15 protein-coding genes are annotated in these 21,551 nt (G+C 68.0%); 12 read left to right on the top strand and 3 right to left on the bottom strand.

Features of this window, described 5'->3' with window-relative positions; translation table 11 throughout:
* Positions 1 to 86: 86 nt before the first annotated feature.
* The 9 genes from ispH to RVU70_RS03370 all read left to right on the top strand — a co-directional run bounded on the left by ispH (position 87) and on the right by RVU70_RS03370 (position 7,826).
* Entirely contained in the window at positions 87 to 1,055 is a 969-nt protein-coding gene (gene ispH, locus RVU70_RS03410) for a 4-hydroxy-3-methylbut-2-enyl diphosphate reductase (RefSeq protein ID WP_363349682.1), read from the top strand.
* Positions 1,056 to 1,082: 27 nt separating this feature from the next.
* On the top strand, positions 1,083 to 2,048 hold the full coding sequence (gene thrB, locus RVU70_RS03405; RefSeq protein ID WP_363349681.1) for a homoserine kinase: 966 nt from the start codon (positions 1,083 to 1,085) through the stop codon (positions 2,046 to 2,048).
* The gene (rnhA, locus tag RVU70_RS03400; protein ID WP_363349680.1) at positions 2,045 to 2,503 is read left to right on the top strand and encodes a ribonuclease HI; all 459 of its coding nucleotides are present in this window, start codon (positions 2,045 to 2,047) and stop codon (positions 2,501 to 2,503) included. Before thrB ends, rnhA begins: the two co-directional genes overlap by 4 nt.
* Before the next feature lie 190 nt (positions 2,504 to 2,693).
* A complete protein-coding gene (locus RVU70_RS03395; RefSeq protein ID WP_363349679.1) occupies positions 2,694 to 4,112 on the top strand; it encodes an OmpA family protein in 1,419 nt (472 codons plus the stop codon).
* A gap of 39 nt (positions 4,113 to 4,151) precedes the next feature.
* The gene (locus tag RVU70_RS03390; RefSeq protein WP_363349678.1) at positions 4,152 to 4,961 is read left to right on the top strand and encodes a hypothetical protein; all 810 of its coding nucleotides are present in this window, start codon (positions 4,152 to 4,154) and stop codon (positions 4,959 to 4,961) included.
* Positions 4,961 to 5,734 carry a pentapeptide repeat-containing protein gene (locus tag RVU70_RS03385; protein ID WP_405044842.1) on the top strand — a complete coding sequence of 258 codons (774 nt, stop codon included), beginning with the start codon at positions 4,961 to 4,963 and terminating at the stop codon, positions 5,732 to 5,734. Before RVU70_RS03390 ends, RVU70_RS03385 begins: the two co-directional genes overlap by 1 nt.
* Positions 5,731 to 6,639, top strand: a complete 909-nt coding sequence (locus RVU70_RS03380) for an ROK family protein (protein ID WP_363349677.1) — start codon at positions 5,731 to 5,733, stop codon at positions 6,637 to 6,639. The genes RVU70_RS03385 and RVU70_RS03380 overlap by 4 nt, the downstream gene beginning before the upstream one ends.
* An 89-nt stretch (positions 6,640 to 6,728) precedes the next feature.
* Complete coding sequence (locus tag RVU70_RS03375; protein WP_363349676.1) at positions 6,729 to 7,520, top strand: NAD kinase; 792 nt, start codon at positions 6,729 to 6,731, stop codon at positions 7,518 to 7,520.
* Positions 7,521 to 7,535: 15 nt separating this feature from the next.
* Entirely contained in the window at positions 7,536 to 7,826 is a 291-nt protein-coding gene (locus tag RVU70_RS03370) for a (2Fe-2S) ferredoxin domain-containing protein (protein WP_363349675.1), read from the top strand.
* A 9-nt stretch (positions 7,827 to 7,835) separates the two neighbouring features.
* Here RVU70_RS03370 and RVU70_RS03365 read toward each other — a convergent pair whose 3' ends face one another.
* Positions 7,836 to 9,086: a DUF2336 domain-containing protein gene (locus RVU70_RS03365; protein ID WP_363349674.1), complete on the bottom strand. Its 1,251-nt coding sequence runs from the start codon at positions 9,084 to 9,086 to the stop codon at positions 7,836 to 7,838.
* A gap of 102 nt (positions 9,087 to 9,188) precedes the next feature.
* On the opposite strand from RVU70_RS03365, the gene RVU70_RS03360 reads away from it, so the two are divergent.
* Together RVU70_RS03360 and RVU70_RS03355 are read left to right on the top strand one after the other, a co-directional pair.
* Positions 9,189 to 9,872, top strand: coding sequence for an aldolase (locus RVU70_RS03360; RefSeq protein WP_363349673.1), 684 nt, complete (start codon positions 9,189 to 9,191; stop codon positions 9,870 to 9,872).
* A 37-nt stretch (positions 9,873 to 9,909) separates the two neighbouring features.
* Positions 9,910 to 10,872 carry a hypothetical protein gene (locus RVU70_RS03355; RefSeq protein WP_363349672.1) on the top strand — a complete coding sequence of 321 codons (963 nt, stop codon included), beginning with the start codon at positions 9,910 to 9,912 and terminating at the stop codon, positions 10,870 to 10,872.
* Between the two features lie 539 nt (positions 10,873 to 11,411).
* On the opposite strand, the gene RVU70_RS03350 is transcribed toward RVU70_RS03355, so the two are convergent.
* On the bottom strand, positions 11,412 to 12,911 hold the full coding sequence (locus RVU70_RS03350) for an outer membrane beta-barrel protein (protein ID WP_363349671.1): 1,500 nt from the start codon (positions 12,909 to 12,911) through the stop codon (positions 11,412 to 11,414).
* 347 nt (positions 12,912 to 13,258) lie between these two features.
* Here RVU70_RS03350 and RVU70_RS03345 point away from each other — a divergent pair, with 347 nt between their 5' ends.
* Complete coding sequence (locus RVU70_RS03345; protein WP_363349670.1) at positions 13,259 to 14,785, top strand: FAD-dependent oxidoreductase; 1,527 nt, start codon at positions 13,259 to 13,261, stop codon at positions 14,783 to 14,785.
* Positions 14,786 to 14,826: 41 nt separating this feature from the next.
* Here RVU70_RS03345 and RVU70_RS03340 read toward each other — a convergent pair whose 3' ends face one another.
* Entirely contained in the window at positions 14,827 to 21,513 is a 6,687-nt protein-coding gene (locus RVU70_RS03340; RefSeq protein WP_363349669.1) for an apolipoprotein acyltransferase, read from the bottom strand.
* Positions 21,514 to 21,551 lie beyond the last annotated feature (38 nt).

Genomic DNA, 21,551 nt, shown 5'->3' with positions numbered 1-21,551 from the left:
CGACGCCGATATGGTCATGTCGTCCCGAAACGGGCGAAAGGCCGATTGCATCGCGCGGCCGCGCGCAACCTCGCCGAAGGCCATTCATGAATGTTCAGCCCCGCGGCGCGAAGCCGCCGCTCAAGATTCTCCTGTGCTCTCCGCGCGGCTTCTGCGCCGGGGTCGTCCGCGCGATCGACGCCGTCGAGCGGGCGCTCGCCAAATACGGCCCGCCAGTCTATGTGCGTCACGAGATCGTCCATAATCGCTATGTCGTCGAGTCGCTGAAGGCCAAGGGCGCTGTTTTCGTCGAGGAGCTGGACGAGATTCCGAGCACCGACGCGCCGGTGATTTTCTCCGCTCACGGCGTCGCCAAGGCAGTCTCCGCCGAGGCGCAGGCGCGCAACCTTCTCGCCATTGACGCGACGTGCCCGCTGGTGACGAAAGTCCACCGTGAGGCGGAAATCCACTGGAAGCGGGGACGCCGCGTTCTGCTCGTCGGCCATTCCGGACATCCGGAAGTGGTCGGCACCATGGGCCAATTGCCGGAAGGCGCGGTGGTGCTCGTCGAATCCGTCGACGACATCAAGGATCTGTGCTTCGACGACGAGCAGAACCTCGCCTATGTGACGCAGACGACGCTGTCGCTCGACGATTCGCAGGAGATCGTCAGCGCGCTGCAACGTCGCTTCCCGTCCATTATCGGCCCCCATAAGGAAGACATCTGCTATGCGACCACGAACCGCCAGGCGGCGGTGAAGGAGGTCGCGCCCAATGTCGACGCCGTGATCGTCGTCGGGTCGCCCAATTCCTCCAATTCCCAGCGTCTTCGCGAAGTCGCGGAGCGCGCCGGGGCGCCGGCGCAACTGGTGCAGGGCAGGGGCGAGATCGACTGGTCGATCTTTGGAAACATCTCCTCGCTCGGCATCACCGCGGGGGCGTCGGCGCCGGAAGTGCTCGTCGAGGAGATCATGGACGCTTTCGCGGAGCGGTACGAGATTGCGGTCGAAACCGTGTCCACGGCGGATGAAAGCGTCTCCTTCCCGCTGCCGAAGGAGCTGCGGGCGATGGCCTGACGGGCGCTGCTCTTTGGAAAAACGTCCATGGCCGTTTACACCCAGGTCGACGATGCGGAGCTGATCGCGTTTCTGTCGACCTATGACATCGGCGACCTGCTTTCCTGCAAGGGAATTGCGGAGGGAGTCGAGAATTCGAATTATTTCCTCCATACGAGCGCCGGGAATTTCATCCTCACGCTCTATGAGCGGCGCGTGGCGGAGGCCGATCTGCCCTTTTTCCTCGGCCTCATGGAGCATCTCGCCACCAAAGGCGTCACCTGCCCGCAGCCTGTGCGCAACCGCGCCGGGGCGGCGCTTGGGCGACTCGCCGGTCGTCCGGCGATGATCGCCACTTTCCTCGACGGCTACGCGGTGCATCATCCCGAGCCGGCGCATTGCGCCGCGCTTGGCGATGCATTGGCGCGTCTTCACCTCGCCGGCGCCGGCTTTCCGCTGCGGCGAGAAAACGCCTTGTCCGTCGACGCCTGGCGCGGGCTTTTCGCTCCCGCCGCGGACCGCGCCGCGGAAGTGGCCGATGACCTGCGCGAGACGGTCGAGTCGGAGCTCGACCTGCTCGAAAACCGCTGGCCGCGGGATTTGCCGCGCGGGGTCATCCACGCCGATCTCTTCCCCGACAACGTCTTCTTCCTCGGCGATAAGATTTCAGGCCTCATCGATTTTTATTTCGCCTGCTGCGACGCGTTCGCCTATGATCTCGCGATCTGCTTCAACGCCTGGTGCTTCGACGCGGCGCACGCCTATGCGCCCGAAAAGGGCGTCGCGCTGCTCGAGGCCTATGCCCGCCTGCGGCCGCTGACGCCCGCGGAAATAGACGCCTTTCCGCTCCTCGCGCGCGGCGCGGCGCTGCGTTTCCTGCTTACCCGTTATGTGGATTGGCTGAACGTGCCCGAGGGCGCGCTGGTGCGGCCGAAGGACCCGCGCGAATATCTCGCGAAGCTGCGCTTCCACCGCACCGTTTCCGATATTGGCGGCTACGGCCTCGCCCTGTGACGAAGCGCGTCTCGATCTGGACCGACGGCGCCTGCTCGGGCAACCCCGGCCCCGGCGGCTGGGGCGCGATCCTGCGCTTCGGCGACCGCGAGCGGGAGCTCTCGGGCGGCGAGCCGCTCACCACCAATAATCGCATGGAATTGATGGCGGCCATCATGGCGCTCGAGACGCTGACGCGGCCCTGCGCCGTCGATCTCTACACGGATTCCCAATATGTGCGCGGCGGCGTCACGTCCTGGATCAAGAACTGGAAAACGCGCGGCTGGAAAACCGCCGACCGCAAGCCGGTGAAGAATGTCGAGCTCTGGCAGCGGCTCGAGGCCGCAGAGGCGCGCCATGACGTCAACTGGCATTGGGTGCGCGGCCATTCGGGCGACGAGATGAACGAGCGCGCCGACGCCCTGGCCCGCGCCGGCATGGCGCCTTTTCAGCCACAGCGCCGCGCGCCCGGCTGAGCGCCCCTTGCGCGGCGCTTCCGCGCGCCTATTTCTTAATCAAACCCAGGATCTCTTCTCTAACCTGCGGGCGCGGTTACGGCCGCGCCCCTTTTTGCGCCATCTTCTTGACACCTGCGCCCTTCAGACAAGGATGCGTCTCCAGTATGCGCGTCTTGGCTGATTCTCTTTCTTCAGGGGCAGGACGTTCATGCACCAGCCCAGAAAATGGTGGGTCGGACTGCCGGTCCTCGCCGGCGTCGTCTATGGCGCGACGCAATGGCTGACGCCGCAGGTCGAGGCTGACCTCGCCGCCCGGGTCGCGGCGCGGCTCGGCGTTGCTCCTTCCGCCGTGTCCGTCTCGGGCCGAGACGTGACCCTCTCCGGCGTTGCGCCGGACGCGGCTTCGGCCCTGCGCGACGCGCAAGGCGTCCGCAAGCTCGTCTTCTCCGGCCCCGCCGCGCCCGCGCCCGCGCCCGCCGCCTCCGCCTCGGCCTCTCTGGCGGAGGCGCAGAAACCTGTTGCACGGCCCGAACCTTATGTGTTCGCCGCGACCCTCGGCGACAGCGTCGTCGCGCTCGACGGCAAGCTGCCCGACGCGGCCCTGCGCGAGAAGATCGTGTCGCTCGCCGCGGCGGCGGGCGCTGGCCGCGCCGTCAGCGACGGGGCGAAGATCGACGCCGGCGCCCCGGCCGGGGACTATGCGGCGGCGCTCGTCGTCGCGCTCGAGGCGCTTGCCGCGCTGGAGCGGGGCAAGGCGACGCTTTCCGACGCGCGTCTCTCCATCGAGGGCGCCGGGCGGATGAACGTGCGCGCCGACGCGCTGGCGTCGCAGGTGAAGGCGCGCTTGCCGCAGGGGTTCGACCTCGTCCGCATCGAGGTCTCGCCGGGTCCCGTTTCGCCTTACCTGTTCGACGCGGCGCGCAAGGGCGGCGGCGTGACGCTCACGGGCTTTGCGCCGGACGAGATGACCCGCGGTCGCCTCGCGGCGTCGGCGCGTCGGCGCGTCGGCGACGCGACGGTGGAGGACCGCCTCGAAATTGCGCCGGGCGCGCCGGCCAAATTCACGGAAGCCGCGGTCGCCGCTTTGGCCGCGCTTGGCCGTCTCGACGAGGGCCGCCTGCAGATCGCCGACTCCGCTGTCCTGCTTTCCGGCGTGGCGCGCTACGAGGGCGCTCGCGCCGCGATCGCCGCAGCGCTCGACGAGCGTCTGCCCAGGGGTTTCACCAGCGACGTGCGTCTCGTCGCCCAGGCGGCGGGCGCGCCGCTCGACGCCGCCGGCTGCCGCGCCGCCCTCGCCGGGCTGTCCGCGACGCCGATCGCTTTCGACGCCGACGACTCGGCTGTCAGCGAGGAGTCCGAGGCGCTCATGGACAGGCTGACCGCCGAGGTCCTGCGCTGCAAGGGCGTTGCGATCGAGGTCGCAGGCCATTGGGACGACCGCGACGTCGAAGCCGCCCGCGAGCGCAGCAAGCGGCGCGCCCAGCGCGTGGTCGACGCCTTCGTCAAGGCGGGCGCCGATCCATTTCGTGTCTGGGCCATGGGGTACGGGGCGGAGCGTCCGATCGCCTCCAATGACACGGAGGACAATCGCGCCCGCAACCGGCGCATCGAGTTCAACGTGAAATGACGGCTTTGATGACCTAACCGCAGGAAAGGAGAGCGGCGAATGGCCTATTTGCTCATGCTCGGCTGGCCTTGGTTTGCTGGCGCCTTTGCGCTCGGCGCGCTTGTTGGCTTTCTGACCTTCTCGCGCGCGAAAGGAGCGACCTTCTCGGGGGGCTGGATCGTTTTGCTCGGCGCGGTCGCTCTCGCGACAGGCTATGGCGCTTCCTTTGCGGAAGTGCTGTCGGGCCGGGAAGCGACGACCCTGGACATTGCCGTCCTCGCCGGCCTCGCCTATGCGGCGGGTCTCCCGCTCGGCGGCTGGCTGAAATCACTCGCCGCCGACGCCGAGAAGAAGCGGCCGGCGCCGACCCCGATCATGGTCGCGCCCCCCACCGCCCCACTCGCTTTGGAGCCGTCGATCCCCCTGGCGGAGTCGTTCATCGCCACGACGGCCGCTGTGGCCCTCGATTCGGCGGCGCCGAGCGTCGGCGTGCTCGCCAACGGCCATGCCGGAGAAGCGGCGCCGCTCGAGCTCCTTTCGGACGCCGTCGCCTCTGGCGTCATCGAACACGCCCGGACCGCCGCGCCCCGGCCCGCCCGCGACAAGAAGGCCGCGCCCGGCGTGAAGCCCGAAACGCTCCCCGCCCCGCGCGACGGCGGCGCCGACGATCTCGCCCGCATCAAGGGAATCGGCCCGAAGAGCCTCGAAAAGCTCAACGCGCTCGGCGTCTTCCATTATGATCAGATCGCGACGTGGAATCTCGACAACGCCAAATGGATCGGCTCTGCGATCGGCGCGCCGGGCCGCGTCGAGCGCGACAGATGGATACAGCAGGCGCGGGACCTCGCCGGCGCCGGAACGGGACGCTGATGAAGGGTTTGCTGATGCGCGCCGCGGTCGGCGCGCTGCTTTTCTCCCCTGCGCCGCTGTCGGCGCAGGACATGTTGCAGGGCGTCGATCTCTCTCAGCCCGCCTATTCCCAGTCGGAGCTCACGCGCGCCGAGGTCGAAGCGGCGCTGAAAGCCGGCAAGTCCGACTTTTCCGGCAAGAGCCTCAATGGCCTCGATCTCTCCGGGCTCGATCTGTCGCATGTAAACTTCCGCGCCGCGCGCCTCAACAAGGCGCGCCTCTCCGGCGCCAAGCTCGACGGCGCCATTCTCGATCAGGCCTGGCTCATGCAGGCGGATTTGACCGGCGCCTCGCTCAAGGGCGCGCAGGCCTTCGCCGCGCAGATGCAGCGCCTGCGCGGGGACGGCGCCGATTTTTCCGGCGCGCGACTCGCGGGCGATCTGACCGGGGCCTCGCTGCGGGGCGCAAAGTTCGAAGGCGCCAATCTTTCTGCGGATATGAAGAACCAATCGATGGGACTGATGCGCGCCGTGCTGCGCTCGACCTATCTCGAAGGGGCGAGATTCGGCAAAGCCAACCTCATGAGCGCCGATCTGCGCTTCGCCCATGCCGCGGGCGCCGATTTCCGCAACGCCAATCTGATGAACGCCGACGCGTCCGGCGCAGATTTCACCGGGGCGCTGTTCGACGGCGCCATGACCAAGGATCTCGATCTCGATTCCGCCCAGATCGATGCGGCGGCGGAAGCCGCCCTCGCGCCAGCGCAGCACCTCGACCGCGCCCGCCGGCAATGACGCAGGAGTCGATCAGAATCGGCGTCGATCTCGGCGGAACCAAGATCGAGGCGATTGCGCTGGATTTCTCGGGCGAGATTCTGGCGCGCCGCCGCGTCGCGACGCCAAGCCAGGACTATGACGAAATCATCCGCGCCGTCGCGGCGCTCGTGCGCGACATGGAATTGGAGACCGAGCGGCGCGGGACCGTCGGCGTCGGCGCGCCCGGCTCGATCTCCACGCATACGGGCCTGGCCAAGGGCTCCAACACTCAAGTTGTCAACGGCAGGCCGCTCGACGCCGATCTGTCGCAGGCTCTGTCGCGTCCCGTGCGTGTCGAGAACGACGCCAATTGTTTCGCTCTGTCCGAGGCCGTCGACGGCGCGGGGCAGGGAGCGCGCGTCGTGTTCGGCGTCATTCTCGGCACCGGCGTCGGCGGCGGCGTCGTCGTCGACGGCAAGGTTCTTACGGGACGCAATCGCATCGCCGGCGAATGGGGCCATACGCCGCTGCCCTGGATGACCCCCGAGGAATATCCCGGCGCGCGCTGTTTCTGCGGTCACGACGGCTGCGTCGAGACTTTCCTCTCCGGCCCCGGCCTCTCGCGCGAATACGCGCGGCGCGCGGGCGCGGCGGCGACGGGGCAGGAGATAACCCAGCGGGCCGAACGCGGAGAGGCGGCGGCGCTTGCAGCGCTCGACGCCTACCAGGACCGTCTTGCCCGCGCGCTCGCCATGGTGATCGACGTCCTCGACCCGGACGTCATTGCGCTGGGCGGCGGCGTTTCCAACATCGAGCGGCTTTATGCCGGATTGCGCGAACGCGTGGCGAAACACGCCTTCACCGATGCGCTCGACACGAGGATTCTGCGCAACCGCCACGGCGACTCGGGCGGCGTGCGCGGCGCCGCCTGGCTGTGGCGGTGAAAGGGGCCGCCTTTCAATCTCCCGACTTGGCGTGTAAGCGAATGACGACGGCGCGTCCTTCGCGCCCTTGATCTTAGGAGCCTCCCTCGATGGGCGCCTCGGGCGACGTCGCGAACGCAACCAAGAAGCTGGCCTTCCTCTCCTCTGGCACGCCGGAGGCCGAGGAGGCGCGGCTGCGGCTCGTCGAGAAATATGGCGACGTGCCGCCGGAAGAAGCCGACTGCATCGTCGCGCTCGGCGGCGACGGGCTGATGCTGCGCACGCTGCACAGCTACATGGATTCCGGCAAGCCCATTTACGGCATGAATCGCGGCTCGGTCGGCTTTCTGATGAATCAGTATCGCGAAAGCGGACTGCGCAAGCGCATCGCCGAGGCCAAGGCCTCGATCATCCATCCGCTCTTGATGCACGCCACCAATGTGCACGGCGATGAATTTTCCGCCCACGCCATCAACGAGGTCTCGCTGCTGCGCCAGACCTCGCAGATCGCGAAGCTGCGCATTCTGATCAACGATCAGGAGCGCCTGCCGGAACTCATCACCGACGGCGTGCTCGTGTCGACGCCGGCCGGGTCGACGGCCTATAATCTTTCGGCGAACGGCCCCATCCTGCCGCTCGACGCGCCCTTGATGGCGCTCACGCCCATCTCGGCCTTCCGCCCCCGCCGCTGGCGCGGCGCCTTGCTGCCCGACGCGGCGAAAGTGCGCATCGAAGTGCTCGAAGCGGCGAAACGTCCGGTCTCGGTCGTCGCGGACCACGACGAATTCCGTGACGTCGCTTATGTGGACGTGGAGATGGACCAGGGCGCCAATCTCGTCCTTCTGCATGATTCCGGGCATTCGCTGGAAGAGCGGATCCTGCGCGAGCAATTCGGCTATTGAGGAGCCCCGGCAAGCGTGTCCGAGATCGAACCTTTCCGGCTGCATATCTTCGTTTGCGCCAACAAGCGCGACGGCCGTCCCGCCTGTGAGGATCACGGCGCCAAGGCGGCGCTCGCCCAGGCCAAGGAGGCCCTGAACGCGCTGCCCGCCGCGGACCGCGAAGGCGTCCGCCTCTCCGCCGCCGGCTGCCTCGGCCGCTGCGCGCACGGGCCGGTGGCCGTGGCCTATCCGGCGGGAGAGTGGATCAGCTATGCGTCGGCGGAGGAGCTGACGGCGTTCGTGCTGCGAGCCGTGAAGAAGGACTGAAGGGCTGCTTCACGCCGCCTCGCGCAGCTCCGCGTCGAAAGCGTCGAGGTCGATGAGCGGCGCGCGGGCGGGAGTTTCCAAAATCGCGGCGGCGGGCAAAACCTCGGGGATGTGAGAGTCCGCAGCGAGGCGCGCGGTTTCGAGGCGCGCCTGCTCCAAAGCCGCTTCGCGTTGGAAACGCCGCAGCAACGCTTTCAGCCGGTCGAGTTCGCCGTTGTCGATCGCGGCGCAGGCGGCGAGCACGTGCTCGATCAGAACCAGCGACAGCCGCGCGTCGCTGTGAGGCGCCATGGCGTGGTCGCGCTGCGCCTCGAGCGCGGCGCGAAACGCCGGGAGGAATTTTTCCGGCAGGCCGGCGCGCGCGTAGAGCGCCGCAAAGCCGGCGCCGCGGAAGTCGCGCAACAGGCCCGCGACCTTCTCCTCGCGCAGGCCCGATAATTCTGTCAGCGTCGCCTCGAAGAGGTCGCGATTGCCGGAGAGAAGCGCGCGCAGGACGAGACTGGCGGTGAGCTGGCCGGAGGCGCAAAGATGCTGCACGAGTTCGCGCACGCCGCGGCGGCCGTCCTGTTCGGCGGCGTCTGCGACGATGACCACATTGGCCTTGTCGCGTTCCTCCTGCGACAGACGTTCGGCGCGCGCTTGCGTCAGCCAGCCGCAGTCGACGACGAAGGCGGAGAGGCTCGCGGCGGCGGCGTTGACGAGAGCGTTGCGCACGGTCGCCGGCAGCCAGGGCCGCGACAGCAGCGCCTCGCGCATTTCGCCGTCGTCGCCGAAACGCTCGACCATGCGGCAAAGCGAAAACGCCGTGATTTCCGCGCCAGGGTTGACTGCGAGCGAGATCGACGCCTCGCGCGCGCCGATTTCCGCCAGCGCGGCGCAGACGCTAGAGGGCACGCGGGCGCGCAGGGCGATGGCGGTTTGCGCGAAAACGTCGCCGATGGCGGCGCAGTCGATGAGTTCCGCGTCGGAGAGCAAAGGCGAGCGCGACAGGATCGGACTCGCGACGTCGGACTGATCGCAGGCGAGGGCGGAGACGAGCGCGCGCGGCGCGTCGACGGCGCTCGCCAGATTCTCGGCGAGCGCGCGGCGCACCAGCGGAGAGGAGTCCTCGGCGAGCGATGTCAACGTGAGTTCGGCTTCGCGGCGTTGCGAGGAGTCGAGGTCGGCATAGAGATAGGCGCGGGCCAGCGCCCCGGCCGCTTCCGCGCGCTGGGCGGCGTTGGCCGTCTGCGCCCAGGACAGGAAATGACGCATGATCATGGAAAGCTTCCCCGTAAACGCCACAGTCAAGGTTAAGGGATCATCTGCGTTTATGGTAAATGCGCGGTTTAAGGGCGTGTCGCCTTGCCCAGGGGCGGCGCGGTGACGCGTTCCGTTCTGGTTCTATCGGCGGACAGGCGGAAGTCCGCGATCGACGCGCTGTCGAGTGGGGCGTCGGCGCTGTTGCTGCGCCTCGGGCCGGCCGGCGGCCTGGCCCGCGACGAAGCGCGGGATTGGGCGCGGGGCTTCATCGAGGCGGCGCGCCGGCGCGATAATCGGCCCGACATCTACATTCAGATCGCCGGATTGCGGAGCGCAGACTCGGAGGAGGACGTCGCGGCCCTTGCTATTGCGGGGGTCGACGGATTTTTCCTCGAAGGCTGCGAAGGGCGTGTCGACGTCCAACAGCTCTCGGTGCGGCTGGCGGCGCGGGAGGCTGAGGCGGAGCTGGCGCCCGGCGCGCTCCGCATCGTCGCCCTCGCCGCGCAGACGCCGGCGGGCGTGTTCGCTTTGGGCGATTATGCGGGCGCCTCGTCGCGCCTCGCGGCGCTCGCCATGGACGACGCGGCGCTTCCCGCGGGCGCGGCCGCGCGGGCGATGGCGCGCACCCTGCTGGCGCTGGGCGCGGCGGCGGCCGAGGTCGGCGCCCTCGACGCCGCGCCGACGTCGCGAGGCAGCGCGCTCGAGGCCGCCTGTCAGAGCGTCCGCCGCGACGGCTTCTCCGGCCTCGTCACCGCCGCGGCCGGCGAGATTCCCGTCATCAACCGGGTGTTCGGCGGACCGTGATCGACAAATGGCCACGATCGCGCGCATAGAGGGAGCCATGAGCAACGTGAGAGTCCGAGCCGCCGGTTGGCTTCTCGTTTTGGCGCTGCCGCATGTGGCGGCTCCTGTGCTGGCGCGCAGCGGCCATCCGCCGGATCAGAATGCGCCCCCGGCGATGGCCAAGGCTCCCAATGCGGAGGGGCTCGGGACCTTGCGCCTGAGCGCGACCCTCGGGGCCGCCGATACGCAGCCCGTGCGCAGCGGCATGGTCTGGCGCGTCTTTGAAGAGGCGGTTCAGGCGGACGGATCGCACAAGCTCGTCGCGCAATCGGAGGAGGCGACGCCGACCTTCTCGCTGCCCGACGGCGCCTATATCGTCCACGCCGGCTTCGGCCTCGCGGGCGTCACGCGGCGCGTCGCGATGGACGGGCGCCATGTTTCCGAGCGCCTGCCGCTCAACGCCGGCGCCCTGAAGCTCGTCGACATGCTGGGCGAGAGCAAAATCCCCCCGCAGCGCCTCTCGATTTCGATCTATGTGCCCGAGCGCGGCAATTCCGAAGCCAAGCTCGTTCTGGCCAACGCCAAGGGCGACGAGGCGATCTGCCTGCCGGAGGGCGCTTATCACATCGTGTCGACGCTGCTCGACACGACCCAGGGCGCGCAGGGCGGCAACAACGCCACGAACTCCGTGGTGACGGCCGATCTCAAGGTGCCGGCGGGCAAGCTGATCGAAGCCACGCTCAAACACCACGCCGCGACGATCACCTTAAAGCTCGTCAAGGCGCCGGGGGGCGAGGCGCTGGCGAATACCAGCTTCTCGATCCTCACCCCTGGCGGCGACGTCATTCGCGAGCTCATCGGCGCCTTCCCTTCGCTCGTTCTGGCGGAAGGCGAATATGTCGCCATCGCCCGCCACGAGGGAAAGACCTATCAGAACACCTTCCGGGTCCAGTCCACCAAGGACGCCGACGTCGAAGTCGTCATGAAGGACGACAAGTCGCCCGAGGAAGCGCCGCAGTAGCGCCTCGCTCACAGACTCAAAACTCTCCTGGCGCCTCGCCGGCGTAGCGCGTTGGCTCCAAGCTGGCTGCGCAACATGGCGCCGGGTGGCTCTTTGGAACTGGCGCCTTCTGTATATATTTTAATCATTGTGATTGCGATCTAATCGTTCGCTGCACAAAATTGCAGCCTCTTGGTTGCCAAATAAACAGATTAGCCAAGGATTCGCTCATGTCGTCTTTCACTTTGCGCGGCCGCGCCGCGTGTCTTGCTCTTCTGTCTTGTGTCTGCCTCGCCGCCTCGGCGACTGCACAGGGGCGCGATCACGGCGTTCGGCGCCCAGCGCAGCAGGAACGCGATTTTTATGCGACGGTTCCTGCGGGCGACGCCCATATTACTCCCGCCGCCAGCCATGAGTGCTTCACCACCAGCAGCCCCATGGAGGCCACGAAGGGAATCCGTCACTGGAGCGGCCGCTGCTGATTGGACGAGCGGCAAAAAAAGAAAGTCGGCGACGACGTCGCCGACTTCTTTGTTTTCTTTGGTTCCCCGTCCGTAAGCTCAGAGCAGCGAGAAGGGGATGATCACGTCCATGTTGAACATGCCCTGCGAACGGCTCTGGCCGTTGCCGTTGGGACCATTGATGCCGCGGAAGAAGGGCGTCGTGCCGTTCACGGCGGTGTCCCAGCGGAACTCCGGACGGATGATCAAGCCGGTGATGATCGGCAGTTTCGGCAGCTCGGGGGTGATCGTCGTGCCGATCGTGAGCGCCAGATAGCTGGTGCCGACATTCGCCGGACGGAAGATGCAGGACGGGCAGAAGAAGCCGTGCAGCGCATTGATCGCGTCGAAATAGCCCGGATAGGCGGCGACGAAGAAGTTGTTGGCGTCGCGATAATATTCGACGCGGCCATTGACCTTGAAGATGTCGTTGACCTTGTACGACGCATATTGCGCGATCGCGTAGGACTCGGCGCCCTTGGGATATTGCGGGAGATAGGAGAGCGCGGTCGTCGGAAAGCCGGTCGGGGCGACGAAGTTCGGGAAGAACTGATCGTACAGGAAGTACGAATTCTGCGGAACGCCGCCGAGCGCCGAGGCCGGGTTCCAGCCGCTTTCGCGGTTGAAGGCCATGTCGGTGATGAGCGTCAGATTCTCCGTCACCTTCCAGGTCGTGGTCAGGTTGGCGTAGGTGCGGTTCGTGGAATTGGGGTTACAGACGCAGGCGAAGGGCGTGTTCGGCCAGGAAGCGATGGGCAGGCCAAATCCCGGATTGTACGGACCGCCGATCTGCTTCGGATTTTCCGGACCGGTGTGGACGATGCCGAGAATGGTCAGATTGCCGTCGAGCAGGTTGAGGCCGAAACCGCCGTGGAAGGACGGAGAGGCGTTGTTGTCGCCGGGCCAGCCGATGAAGGTGTTCACGCCGGTCGTGACGCCGGCATAGACGTCGAGCCAGTCGCGGACATGCGTCGTGGTCATGACGCCGGTGTGGAGGAAGGGCCCGAAATTGAAGATGTAGGAGTGGCTGTAGAAGAGGTTGTCCTTGGCGTACATGACTTCGGCGCCATTGTACGTCGGGAAAATGCCCGCCTTCACGTCGATGCCGCCCTGCGACAGGAAGGTCTTCCAGGGCAGATGGGCCTGAACGTTCGCCTCGAGCGGACCGATCTGGGTGTCGGTGTGCATCCAGTATTCGGTCGTCCCGGTCAGATGGTTGTAGCGCATGTCCTCGCCGAGCTGGACCTGCGCCTTGAAACCGAAGTCATAGGTGTCCGACTTCGGATCGAGCGGCCGCTGCATCGTGACCACGAGGCCGTTGAAGGTCGGCTGGTTGGCGTCGGACGTATAGAGGTGGCCCCAGTTCCACTTGTTGAAGGGCTGGTTGAAGTTCATCGCGATACCGCCCTCGACGTAACCGTCGATCGTGAGCGTATCGAGCCAGGCGGGCGGCGGCGGCGGCGGCGCTTCGGGCGCCTTCTTGGTTTTCAGATCGGCCGCCAGGGCCATGCTGGCGGCGAGGGACGCCGCGGTCACGATGGGGAGGTAGTACCACTTCATGCCAGGAACTCCGGTATCGGGAGGCGAAGACTGCACCGATAACAACGCCACCTCGGTCTTGCTTCAAGCTCATCTCGGGCGCAAATGCCTATTCCTTAGGCAAAACCGCGGGTTCCGGACATTTGTCTTCTCGAATGTGGCGCCGATGTCACATTTTGATCGGCTCCAGGAGAACTGTAACTTTCCAATTGGTTAACCATACGAGCACGAAGTCCCGCATTGCGTGTATCGCCAGGCATGGCGCCCGCTCGGAGTGATTCGGTCGTCCCGCCTGCTTGCCGAAGCGACGCCGGAGTCCAACTTTCTTAAGGCGGCCGCGTTCACGACGGCTCGGAAAGAGGGGGTAAATGTCGCAGGGTGAAGAAATAATCGGTCCCGACTTCGCACTTGGGATCGCTTCCGGCGAGGTTGCGGAAGGGGCGCCGATGCGGGGGCATGTCGCCGGCAAGGCCGCGATCATGGTGCGCAAGGGCGGCGAGGTCTTCGTCGTCGGCGCGTTCTGCACGCATTACCACGGGCCGCTGGCGGAGGGGCTCGTGGTCGGGGAGACGATTCGCTGCCCCTGGCATCACGCCTGTTTCAGCCTGCGCAGCGGGGAGGCCGAGCGCGCGCCGGCCTTCGACGCGCTGGCGCGCTGGCGGGTCGAGCAGATCGAGGGCGTGATTTTCGCCCGCGAGCGGATCAGGACGGCGGCCCCCAAGACTGCGCCGGCGCGCGCGCCGGGGAGCGTCGTCATCGTCGGCGCGGGCGCCGCCGGCTTCGCCGCGGCGCATGCGCTGCGCGCCGAGGGCTATGACGGGGCGATCGAAATGGTCGGCGCGGACCCCGCAGAGCCCTATGACCGCCCCAATCTGTCCAAGGATTATCTCGCCGGCTCGGCGCAGCCCGATTGGCTGCCGCTGCGCGATCCCGCCTGGTACCGCGACAACCGGGTCAGTCTGCGCCTCGGGCGGCGCGTTCTTTCGCTCGATCTCGCGCAGCGCCGCATCCTGCTCGAGGGCGGCGAGAGCGTTGGTTTCGACGCCCTGCTGCTCGCCGCCGGGGCCGACCCGGTGCGACTGCCCATTCCGGGGGCGGACGCGTCGCATGTTCATTATCTGCGCAGCCTCGCCGACGCCGACCGCCTCATCGCCGCGGCTGCCGGAGCGAAGCGGGCGGCGGTCATTGGCGCGAGCTTCATCGGGCTCGAAGTCGCCGCCTCATTACGCGCGCGCGGGCTCGAGGTCCATGTCATCGCGCCCGAGGCCGTTCCCATGGCCCGCATTCTGGGGCCGGACCTCGGGGCCCATATCCGCCGGCTTCACGAGAGCCACGGGGTCGTCTTCCATCTCGAAGACACGGCGACGGAGATTGGCGCTGACGCGCTGACCTTGAAGAGCGGCGGCGCGCTTGCGGCGGATGTCGTCGCCATTGGCGTCGGCGTCCGACCGAACGTCGCGCTCGCGGAAGCCGCCGGCCTCGCCGTCGACAAGGGGGTGCTGGTCGACGAATATCTGGAAACGAGCGAGCCTGGCGTCTATGCGGCGGGCGACATCGCCCGCTGGCCCGACAAGATCACCGGCGAGCGCGTTCGGGTCGAGCATTGGGTCGTGGCCGAGCGGCAGGGCCAGACCGCGGCGCGCAACATGCTCGGGCGCCGCGAGCGCTTCGAGGCGGCGCCCTTCTTCTGGTCCCAGCACTACGATCAGGCGATTTCCTACGTCGGCCATGCGCCGGCCTGGGACCGGGCGGAGCTGTCGGGCGATCCGGCGGCGGGCGATTGCGCGGTGACGTTCTATGCGGGCGGCCGCAAACTCGCCGTGGCGACGCTCGGACGCGATCTCGAAAGCCTGCAGGCGGAAGTGGCCTTCGAACGGGCGATTGGCGCGCTGTAAGAGGGTGTGCGGGGCGCGGACCAGGTCCGCGCCCTTTTTCCTTATTCGAAACGGCCCGCCGCATGGCCGAGCATGGTGTAGACCTTGCCCGCGTCGCTCGTGAGCAGGTCGAGCGCCTTGCCGCCGTCGCGGTCGCCGCGGCTCGTCTCGAGCAGCAGCTCCTCGAAGTGGCGCACGTAATGGTCGAGCGTCGCGCGGAACTCCGGGTCGAGCCGGTAGCGGCGGCGGATTTCCTCGAAGGTCTGGTGGCCCTGCGCCGTATAGAGGCGCCGCCCGAACAGGCCGCCCTTCTCGCCGCGCTGGTAGCGCCGCCATAGTTCGACGACGGCCGCATTGTCGACCATGCGCGCGATGTCGAGCGTCAGCCCGTCGAGCGCTCCGGCGCCGGCCCGCGCCGGACGCGGCCCGCGGCCGCTCTCGTCGCCCTCTTCGCGCGAGGCGCGGGCGAGGAGATCGCTGAGCCAGCCGCCCTGCGTGTCCCGCCCGGCGGCGACGTCAGCCGCGCGCGGCGCGGGGGCCGGCGCCGGCGCGGCGACGCGCGGGCGGGGCGGTTCGGCGCGGGGCGCTTCATAGGGGCGGCGCGGGGCCGGGGCCTGCTCGGCGACGTCATAGACGCGGCCGGAGCGCGCCACGAGGTCGGTGAGTTCGTTGAGGGCCTTCACCTGATCGCCGACGACGCGGCGCAGCGCCGAGGCCTGTTCGGCGGTTTCGCGCGGCAATTCGACCGCCCCCCGTCGCACCTCGTCGCGCGTTTCCTCGAGCTCGCGATGAATGTCCCTCGACAGCGCGCGGATCTCTTCCGCCGTCGACTGGAAGCGCGCGCTCGCGTCGCCGAAGAGGCGGTTGATCTCGTCATTGGCCTTTGTGAAGGCGGCGCGCAGCGATTCCTCGGTCTCGGCCCTTTGGCTCTCCGCGGCCGAGCGGAGATCGGACAGGCGCGCCTCGACGAGCGCGGCCGTCTCGCGCGTGGTCGCCGAGAGGGCGCCGCCGACGGCTTGCGAGCGGTTCTCGATTGCGCGGAACGCTTCCTCCATCTTCGTCGTGAAGTCGGCCATGACGGTTTCGACTTCGGCGCGCTTGCCGTCGACGAGGGCCATGACGTTCTCGAGCGAGCGGCGGCGGGCGTCGAAGGCCTCGTCGAGCGCCTGCTGGCTCCTGGCGAGCTGAGCGGCGCTCTGGACGAGCGTTTCCTCTCGCTGGGTCAGCGTCTCGACGATGTCATGGGCGCTGTTGACCGTGCCGCTTGCGGCTTCGTTGATCTTTTGGACCTGGCTGGAGACGTCGCGGATCGCCGTTTGGAACTCGGCGAGCCGCGTGCCCAGCGCGCGCTCGAGCGCGACGAGATTGCCGCCCGTCTTGTCCATGATCCCCTGCAGCGAGCTGTTGGTCTGGTCGAGCTTGTCGAGCACGGTCGGCAGCTCGGCGCGGATCTTGTCGTTCATGGCGATCAGCGCGCCGATCGAGTGTTGCGCGCCGGCGTCGAGGGCGGTGGTCAGCGACGCCGCCGAGCGGTCCATGGCCTCCGCCAGTTCGTCGCGCTTGTCGCCGAGATGGCGAACGATCGCCGCGCCCCGCGTCTCGATCGTGTTGGCGATCAGCTCGCCGACGCTCGTCAGCTCATGGGTCACGGCGCCGCCGCGGTCGCCCAGAGTGGCCTCGATCTGCGCCAGCCTGTCGTCGAGCGCGCTCTGGATCTGCGTCAGTCGGGAGTCGAGCGCGCCGCTGATCTCGACGACGCGTTCGGTAAGCGCCTTGCCGAGATCGCCCGTGCGCGCATGCAGCGTCGTGTCGAGCGCGCGCCGCGCATCCGACAGCGTGTGGTTGATGTCCGCGAGCCGCGCCCCGATCGACTCGATGACGCCCCTGCCACGTTCGTCGATCTCCGACGACACGGCCCCGAGGCGTTCGACAACGTTTTTCTCAAAGAGTTCGATGCGTCCGTCGAGCGTGTCGGCGAGATCCTTGGCGCGCCCGCCGAGCGTCTCGTTGATCTCCGACGCCTTGGTCGCCAAAGTCTCGGCGATTTCGGAAGAGCGCGACAGCAACACCGAATCGACGTCCTTGATCTTCTCATCGAGGCTGCGGACGACCTCGCGGCCGCCTTCGCCCATCACGCGGGCGACCTGCAGCGCGTGGCTCGCGAGCGAGGCCTGCAGCCGCTGGCCGCCGGCGCCGAGGCCAGCGTCCATCTGCTTTACGAGCGCCTCGATGCGCTCCGCCGCCTCGCGGGTGCGGGCGTCGCTGACGCTCTCGAAAGCTTCGATCTTCGTCGCCATGGCGGAGGCGATGTCGATTGCCCGGGTCTCGAGCTTCTCGACGAGTTGTTCGCCCTTCTCGCCGATCGTGTGGTCGATCACGTCGAGCTTGGCGCTCACGTCGCTCGCCAGCTTTCCGACTTCCTCGCTCAGGCGCGAGAAGGCGGAGACCGCGGTGGCGTCGAGCTCGCTGACGAGCTTGGCGCCGCGCACCGAAATCGCTTCGTCGAGCGACTCGAGCCGCGTGTCGATCTCATTCGCGAAGTGACGCGAGTTGTCGCCGATGCGCGAGGCGAACTGGTCGACCTGCTCGGAGAATTTTTCGGCGAATACGCCGCTATTGACGCTCATGGTCTGATCCAGCGCGTCGAGCTTGGCGTCGAGCGCCTGGGTGAGCTCCTGCGATTTCTCGTCGAAGCGGTTGAGCAGGCGGTCGGATTGGGCTGCAAGGCCCTCAACGAGCTTGCCGCCTCCGGTCGTCACCGCGCCGTCGAGCGCGCTCAGCCGCGCCTCGATCTCCTCGGCGAAGTGGCGGGAATTATCGCCGATCTGCGCCGCGAGATGCGTCGCCTGCGCCGCGATGCGGTCGACCAGCGCGCCGCCTTGTTCGACGATGGCGTGGTCGATGGCGTTGAGCCGGTCGTCGACGCTCGCGACGAATTTTTCGGTCTGCGCGCCGATGCGGGCGTCGGCGTCTTCCGTCCGCTCCGCGAGGCTTTGGACCAGCTCCGCGCCGCGGCCGCCAATGACTTCTTCAATGACCGTGAGCCGCTGCGCCACGTCGTCGGTGAGCCGCGCGGCGTTCGCGGCCACACGGTCGGCGATCTCTTCGCCGTCGCGCAGAACGGCGCTTTCGAACTGGCCGAGCTGCTGGCCCAGCGTCGCGGTGATGCGGTCGCCATGTTCCGCGAGGGCGACGACGACGTCCTGGCCCTGCGCGACGACGGAATTCTCGAAGGCCGCGAGGCGATCGGACAGAAGTTCGTTGAGCCGCTCGCCCTGGGTCGAGATCGCGACGACGGCGTCGCCCGCCGTCGTGGCGAAACGTTCGTGCAACCGGTCGGAATTGTCGGCGAGCGCGGCGCTCGCCTCTTCGACGACGCGGTGCAGATTTTCGCGCAGCGCGGCGCCATGCGACTCGAATTCCTGCATGGCGCGTTCGCGCGTCGTCTCCATTGTCTGCGCGACGAGCATGCCGGCCGTCTCCAGCGCCGTCAGGCGCTCGCCGAGCAGCTCGTCGACGCGATGCGCATGTTCGGCCACGATGGCGGCGACGTTGTCCCCGTGGCTCTTGACCGACTCCTCGAAGCTTCCGACTCCGGTCGCCAGCGTGCTGGCCACGCGGGCGCTTTCCTCTTCGAGGCGCCGCGCCGTTTCGGCGTTCGCCTGCTGCACCGCGTTCTCGAAGGCGCGCAGCTTTTCGGCAAGGTCCTCGCTCGATGAAAGCGATTGGTTGAGCACGCGCTCGGCGATCTCCGCGCCCTGCCGCAGGAAAGTGTCTTCGAAGGCGGCGAGCCCCCTGGCGAAGGCGGCGTTGACCTCGTCGCTCTTCGAGGAGATGCGGTCGGCGGCGTCGCCGCTGTGGCGGGCGACGGCGTCGGCGAAAGCTGCGAGACCCTCGGTGATGGCGGCGGTCGCCTGATCGCCGTGCTGCGCGACGCGCGCGGCGACCGCTTCGCTTTGGCGCAGAATGGCGTCCTCGAGCGACGCGAGGCCCACGGAGAGATTGGTCAGGGCGCGGTCGCCCTGTTCGGCGACGCGCGTTGCGGCTTCTTCGCTCTTGCGGGCGACCGTCTCTTCGAGCGTGGCGATCTGGCGGGCGAGTTCGCCCGTGGCGCGCTCGCCATGCGTCGACACAAGGCTCGCGACTTCCTCGCTCTTGTTGACGATGGCTTCTTCGAGCGCGGCGATCTGCCGCGCGAGTTCGCCGGCGGCGAATTCGCCGTGGGTGGAGACGAGCGCCGCAACCTCTTCGCTCTTGCGGGCGACGGTCTCCTCGAGCGTCGCGATCTGCCGGGCGAGCTCCTCGGCGGCGCGGCCGCCCTGCGTCGACATCAAGTCGGCGACCTGCGCGCCGCTGCGGGCGATCGTCTCCTCCAGCGCGGCGAGTTGCCGCGACAATTCATTCGTGGCGCGCTCGCCCTGGGAGGCGACGACCATGGCGACCGTCTCGCCCTGGCGAGACACGCTCTCTTCGAAAGCGGCGAGACGATCGGCGAGCAGGGCGTGCGCCCGGTCGCCTTCGGAGACGACGCGGGCGGCGATGGCCTGACTCTGCTGGAGGACCGCGTCTTCGAAGACCGAAATGCCGGTGGCGAGATTGGAGAGCGCGCGCTGCCCATGTTCCGTGACGCGGGCGGCGATCGCCTCGCTGTGGGCGCCGACCTCTTCGGTATGCGCCGCCATCGCGTGCTGGAACGCGGCGAGCCGCTCGGCGAGGGTCTCGGCCGACCGCTCGCCCTGATCGGCGAGGCGGGCGCCAAGCTCCTCGTGGCGCTGCGCGAAAGCATGTTCGAACCGGGCGACCTGATCCGATAGCGCGGCGGCGGCGTTCGCGCCGCTCTCCGTCACGCGCAATGCGATGTCCTCGCCCTGCTGGGCGACGGCGGCCTCGAGCGCCACGATGTGGCGGGCGATGTCGCGGGCGGCGCGCTCGCTCTGCTCGCTCACGCGCTCGGCGGCCTGCTGCGTGCTCTCCGAGAGCGTCGCTTGGAAGGCGGCGAGCCGCTCGCCGAGCGTGGCGTCGAGCTGGCCGCCATGTTCGGTCACCCGGGAGATCATTTCTTCGCCGCGGGTGAGCACGACGCGCTCGAAATTGCCGAGCCGCTCGGCGAGCGTCTCGTTGACGCGATCGCTATGCGCGCCGAGCGCCGAGACGGCGTAGGCCGCGAGGTCGGCGAAGCGATCCTGAATCGTCTCGCCCTGGTTGGCGAGCGCCGCGGCGGTCTCGTCGATCGTTTTGGAGAGCGACTCGCGCAGCGTCTGGCTGCGCTGCTCGAATTCCTGCTGAGTCCTGGCGTTGGCGTCGTCCATGGCGCCGAGAAGGCGCGTTTCCGCGCCCTCGAAGACGGATCGCGCCTTCTCCACCTGGTCAGCGACGCCCGTGGTGAGCCGTTCGGCGGTCTCGGCGAGCGATCGGTCGAGCGCGCCGCCGTGCGTCGTCACCGCCTCCTGAATGGCGCCGCCAGTTTCGGCGAGACGCGCGATCAGCGCGTCCCCCTGGCTGCCGACGGACTCCGTCAACGTCGTTCCCAGCGTTTCGAAGCGTTGGACGATCTCGGCGCTGCGGGCGCTGAAATCGGACGTCGCCGCCTCGCTCGCCTTTTGCAGTTTCTCGCTGACCTCGGCGACGCCGTCCGTGAAGCGACGGCTCACATCCGCCGAGGCCCCGCCGATCTTCTCCGCCACGGCGTCGCCCGTCTCGGTCAACACGCTGATCACGCGCCCGCCATGCGAAGCGAGGGTGGATTCGAAATTGTCGCCGGCTTTCTCGAGCGACAGCTTGATCTCCTCGCCTTTCGAGCCGAGCGAGGACGTGACGCGCGCGCCCGCCGCGCTGACCGCCTCGGCGAGATGCGCCGAAGTGGCCGAGAGCTCCTGCGAGAGGGAGTCGCGGGCGCCGTAAAGCGCATTGCGGGCGTTGTCGGCGTTGACGAGAATGGCCTCGCGCTCGCGGGTCAACTCGTCGATGAGAAGGCGGATGCGGCGCTCGTTTTCCGTATAGGAGCGTTCGAGATTCGACACCTCCGTGCGCACGATCACCTCGAGCTCGCCGGCGCGCGCCAGCGCGCGTTCGATGCCGTCGCCCATCGACGCCGCCTCGCGGCGGATCGCCTGCGACAAGGAGACGACCTGCTCGGTGGCGATGGTTTCGGGCTCGATCAGGCGGATGGCGACCTCCGTCATGGAGTTGGCGATGAGCCGCATTTCATGCGCGCGCCGCGCCATCAGGCCGGTGATGAACAGAAAGATTGTCGGGCCGACCAGCGCCGCAATGGCCAAGATGGGCTTGGGCGCGAGCAGCGCGCCGTCGGCCTCGATGATCTCGCTTTGATGAAAGTAGACATAGAAAATCCAGCATACCGCCCAGAGCGCGATGGAGGCGAACGTCATCCCCATGATCGAGCGGTTGGGCGGAATTTGCAGCGCGGCGCGCAATTCGCCGACGGTGCGGCGATCGTCGTTGGCGGGCGCGATCGGCGGCCCGATGAGCGAGGCGGGCTTCGCGGGCTCGCGCGCCTCGGTCTTACGGGACATTGATTGGGCGATGCTGGGCTGAGCGGGGCCGGGCGCCGGCTGCGGGGCAGGGGGCGTCCTGGCCGGCTCGTCGGCCTTGTCGAGGGCCGCGGTCCTGGCTGCGCTCGTCGCCGGCGCGGCGTCATCCGCCGCCGGCGGCGCGCCGAGATCGAGCGCCTCCTCGATCGCAGACAGAGCAGCCGAGGCCGCGTCCTGAATTTTGCCCGATTTCGACATTCGACGATCTCCGGGCGGCCAGCCAAGCGCAGCCGCCC

This window comes from Methylocystis echinoides, from assembly GCF_040687965.1.
In the GTDB taxonomy this organism is placed as follows: domain Bacteria; phylum Pseudomonadota; class Alphaproteobacteria; order Rhizobiales; family Beijerinckiaceae; genus Methylocystis; species Methylocystis echinoides_A.
Note: the sequence above shows the minus strand (reverse complement) of the source record. Positions and strands in the feature narration are given on the sequence as shown.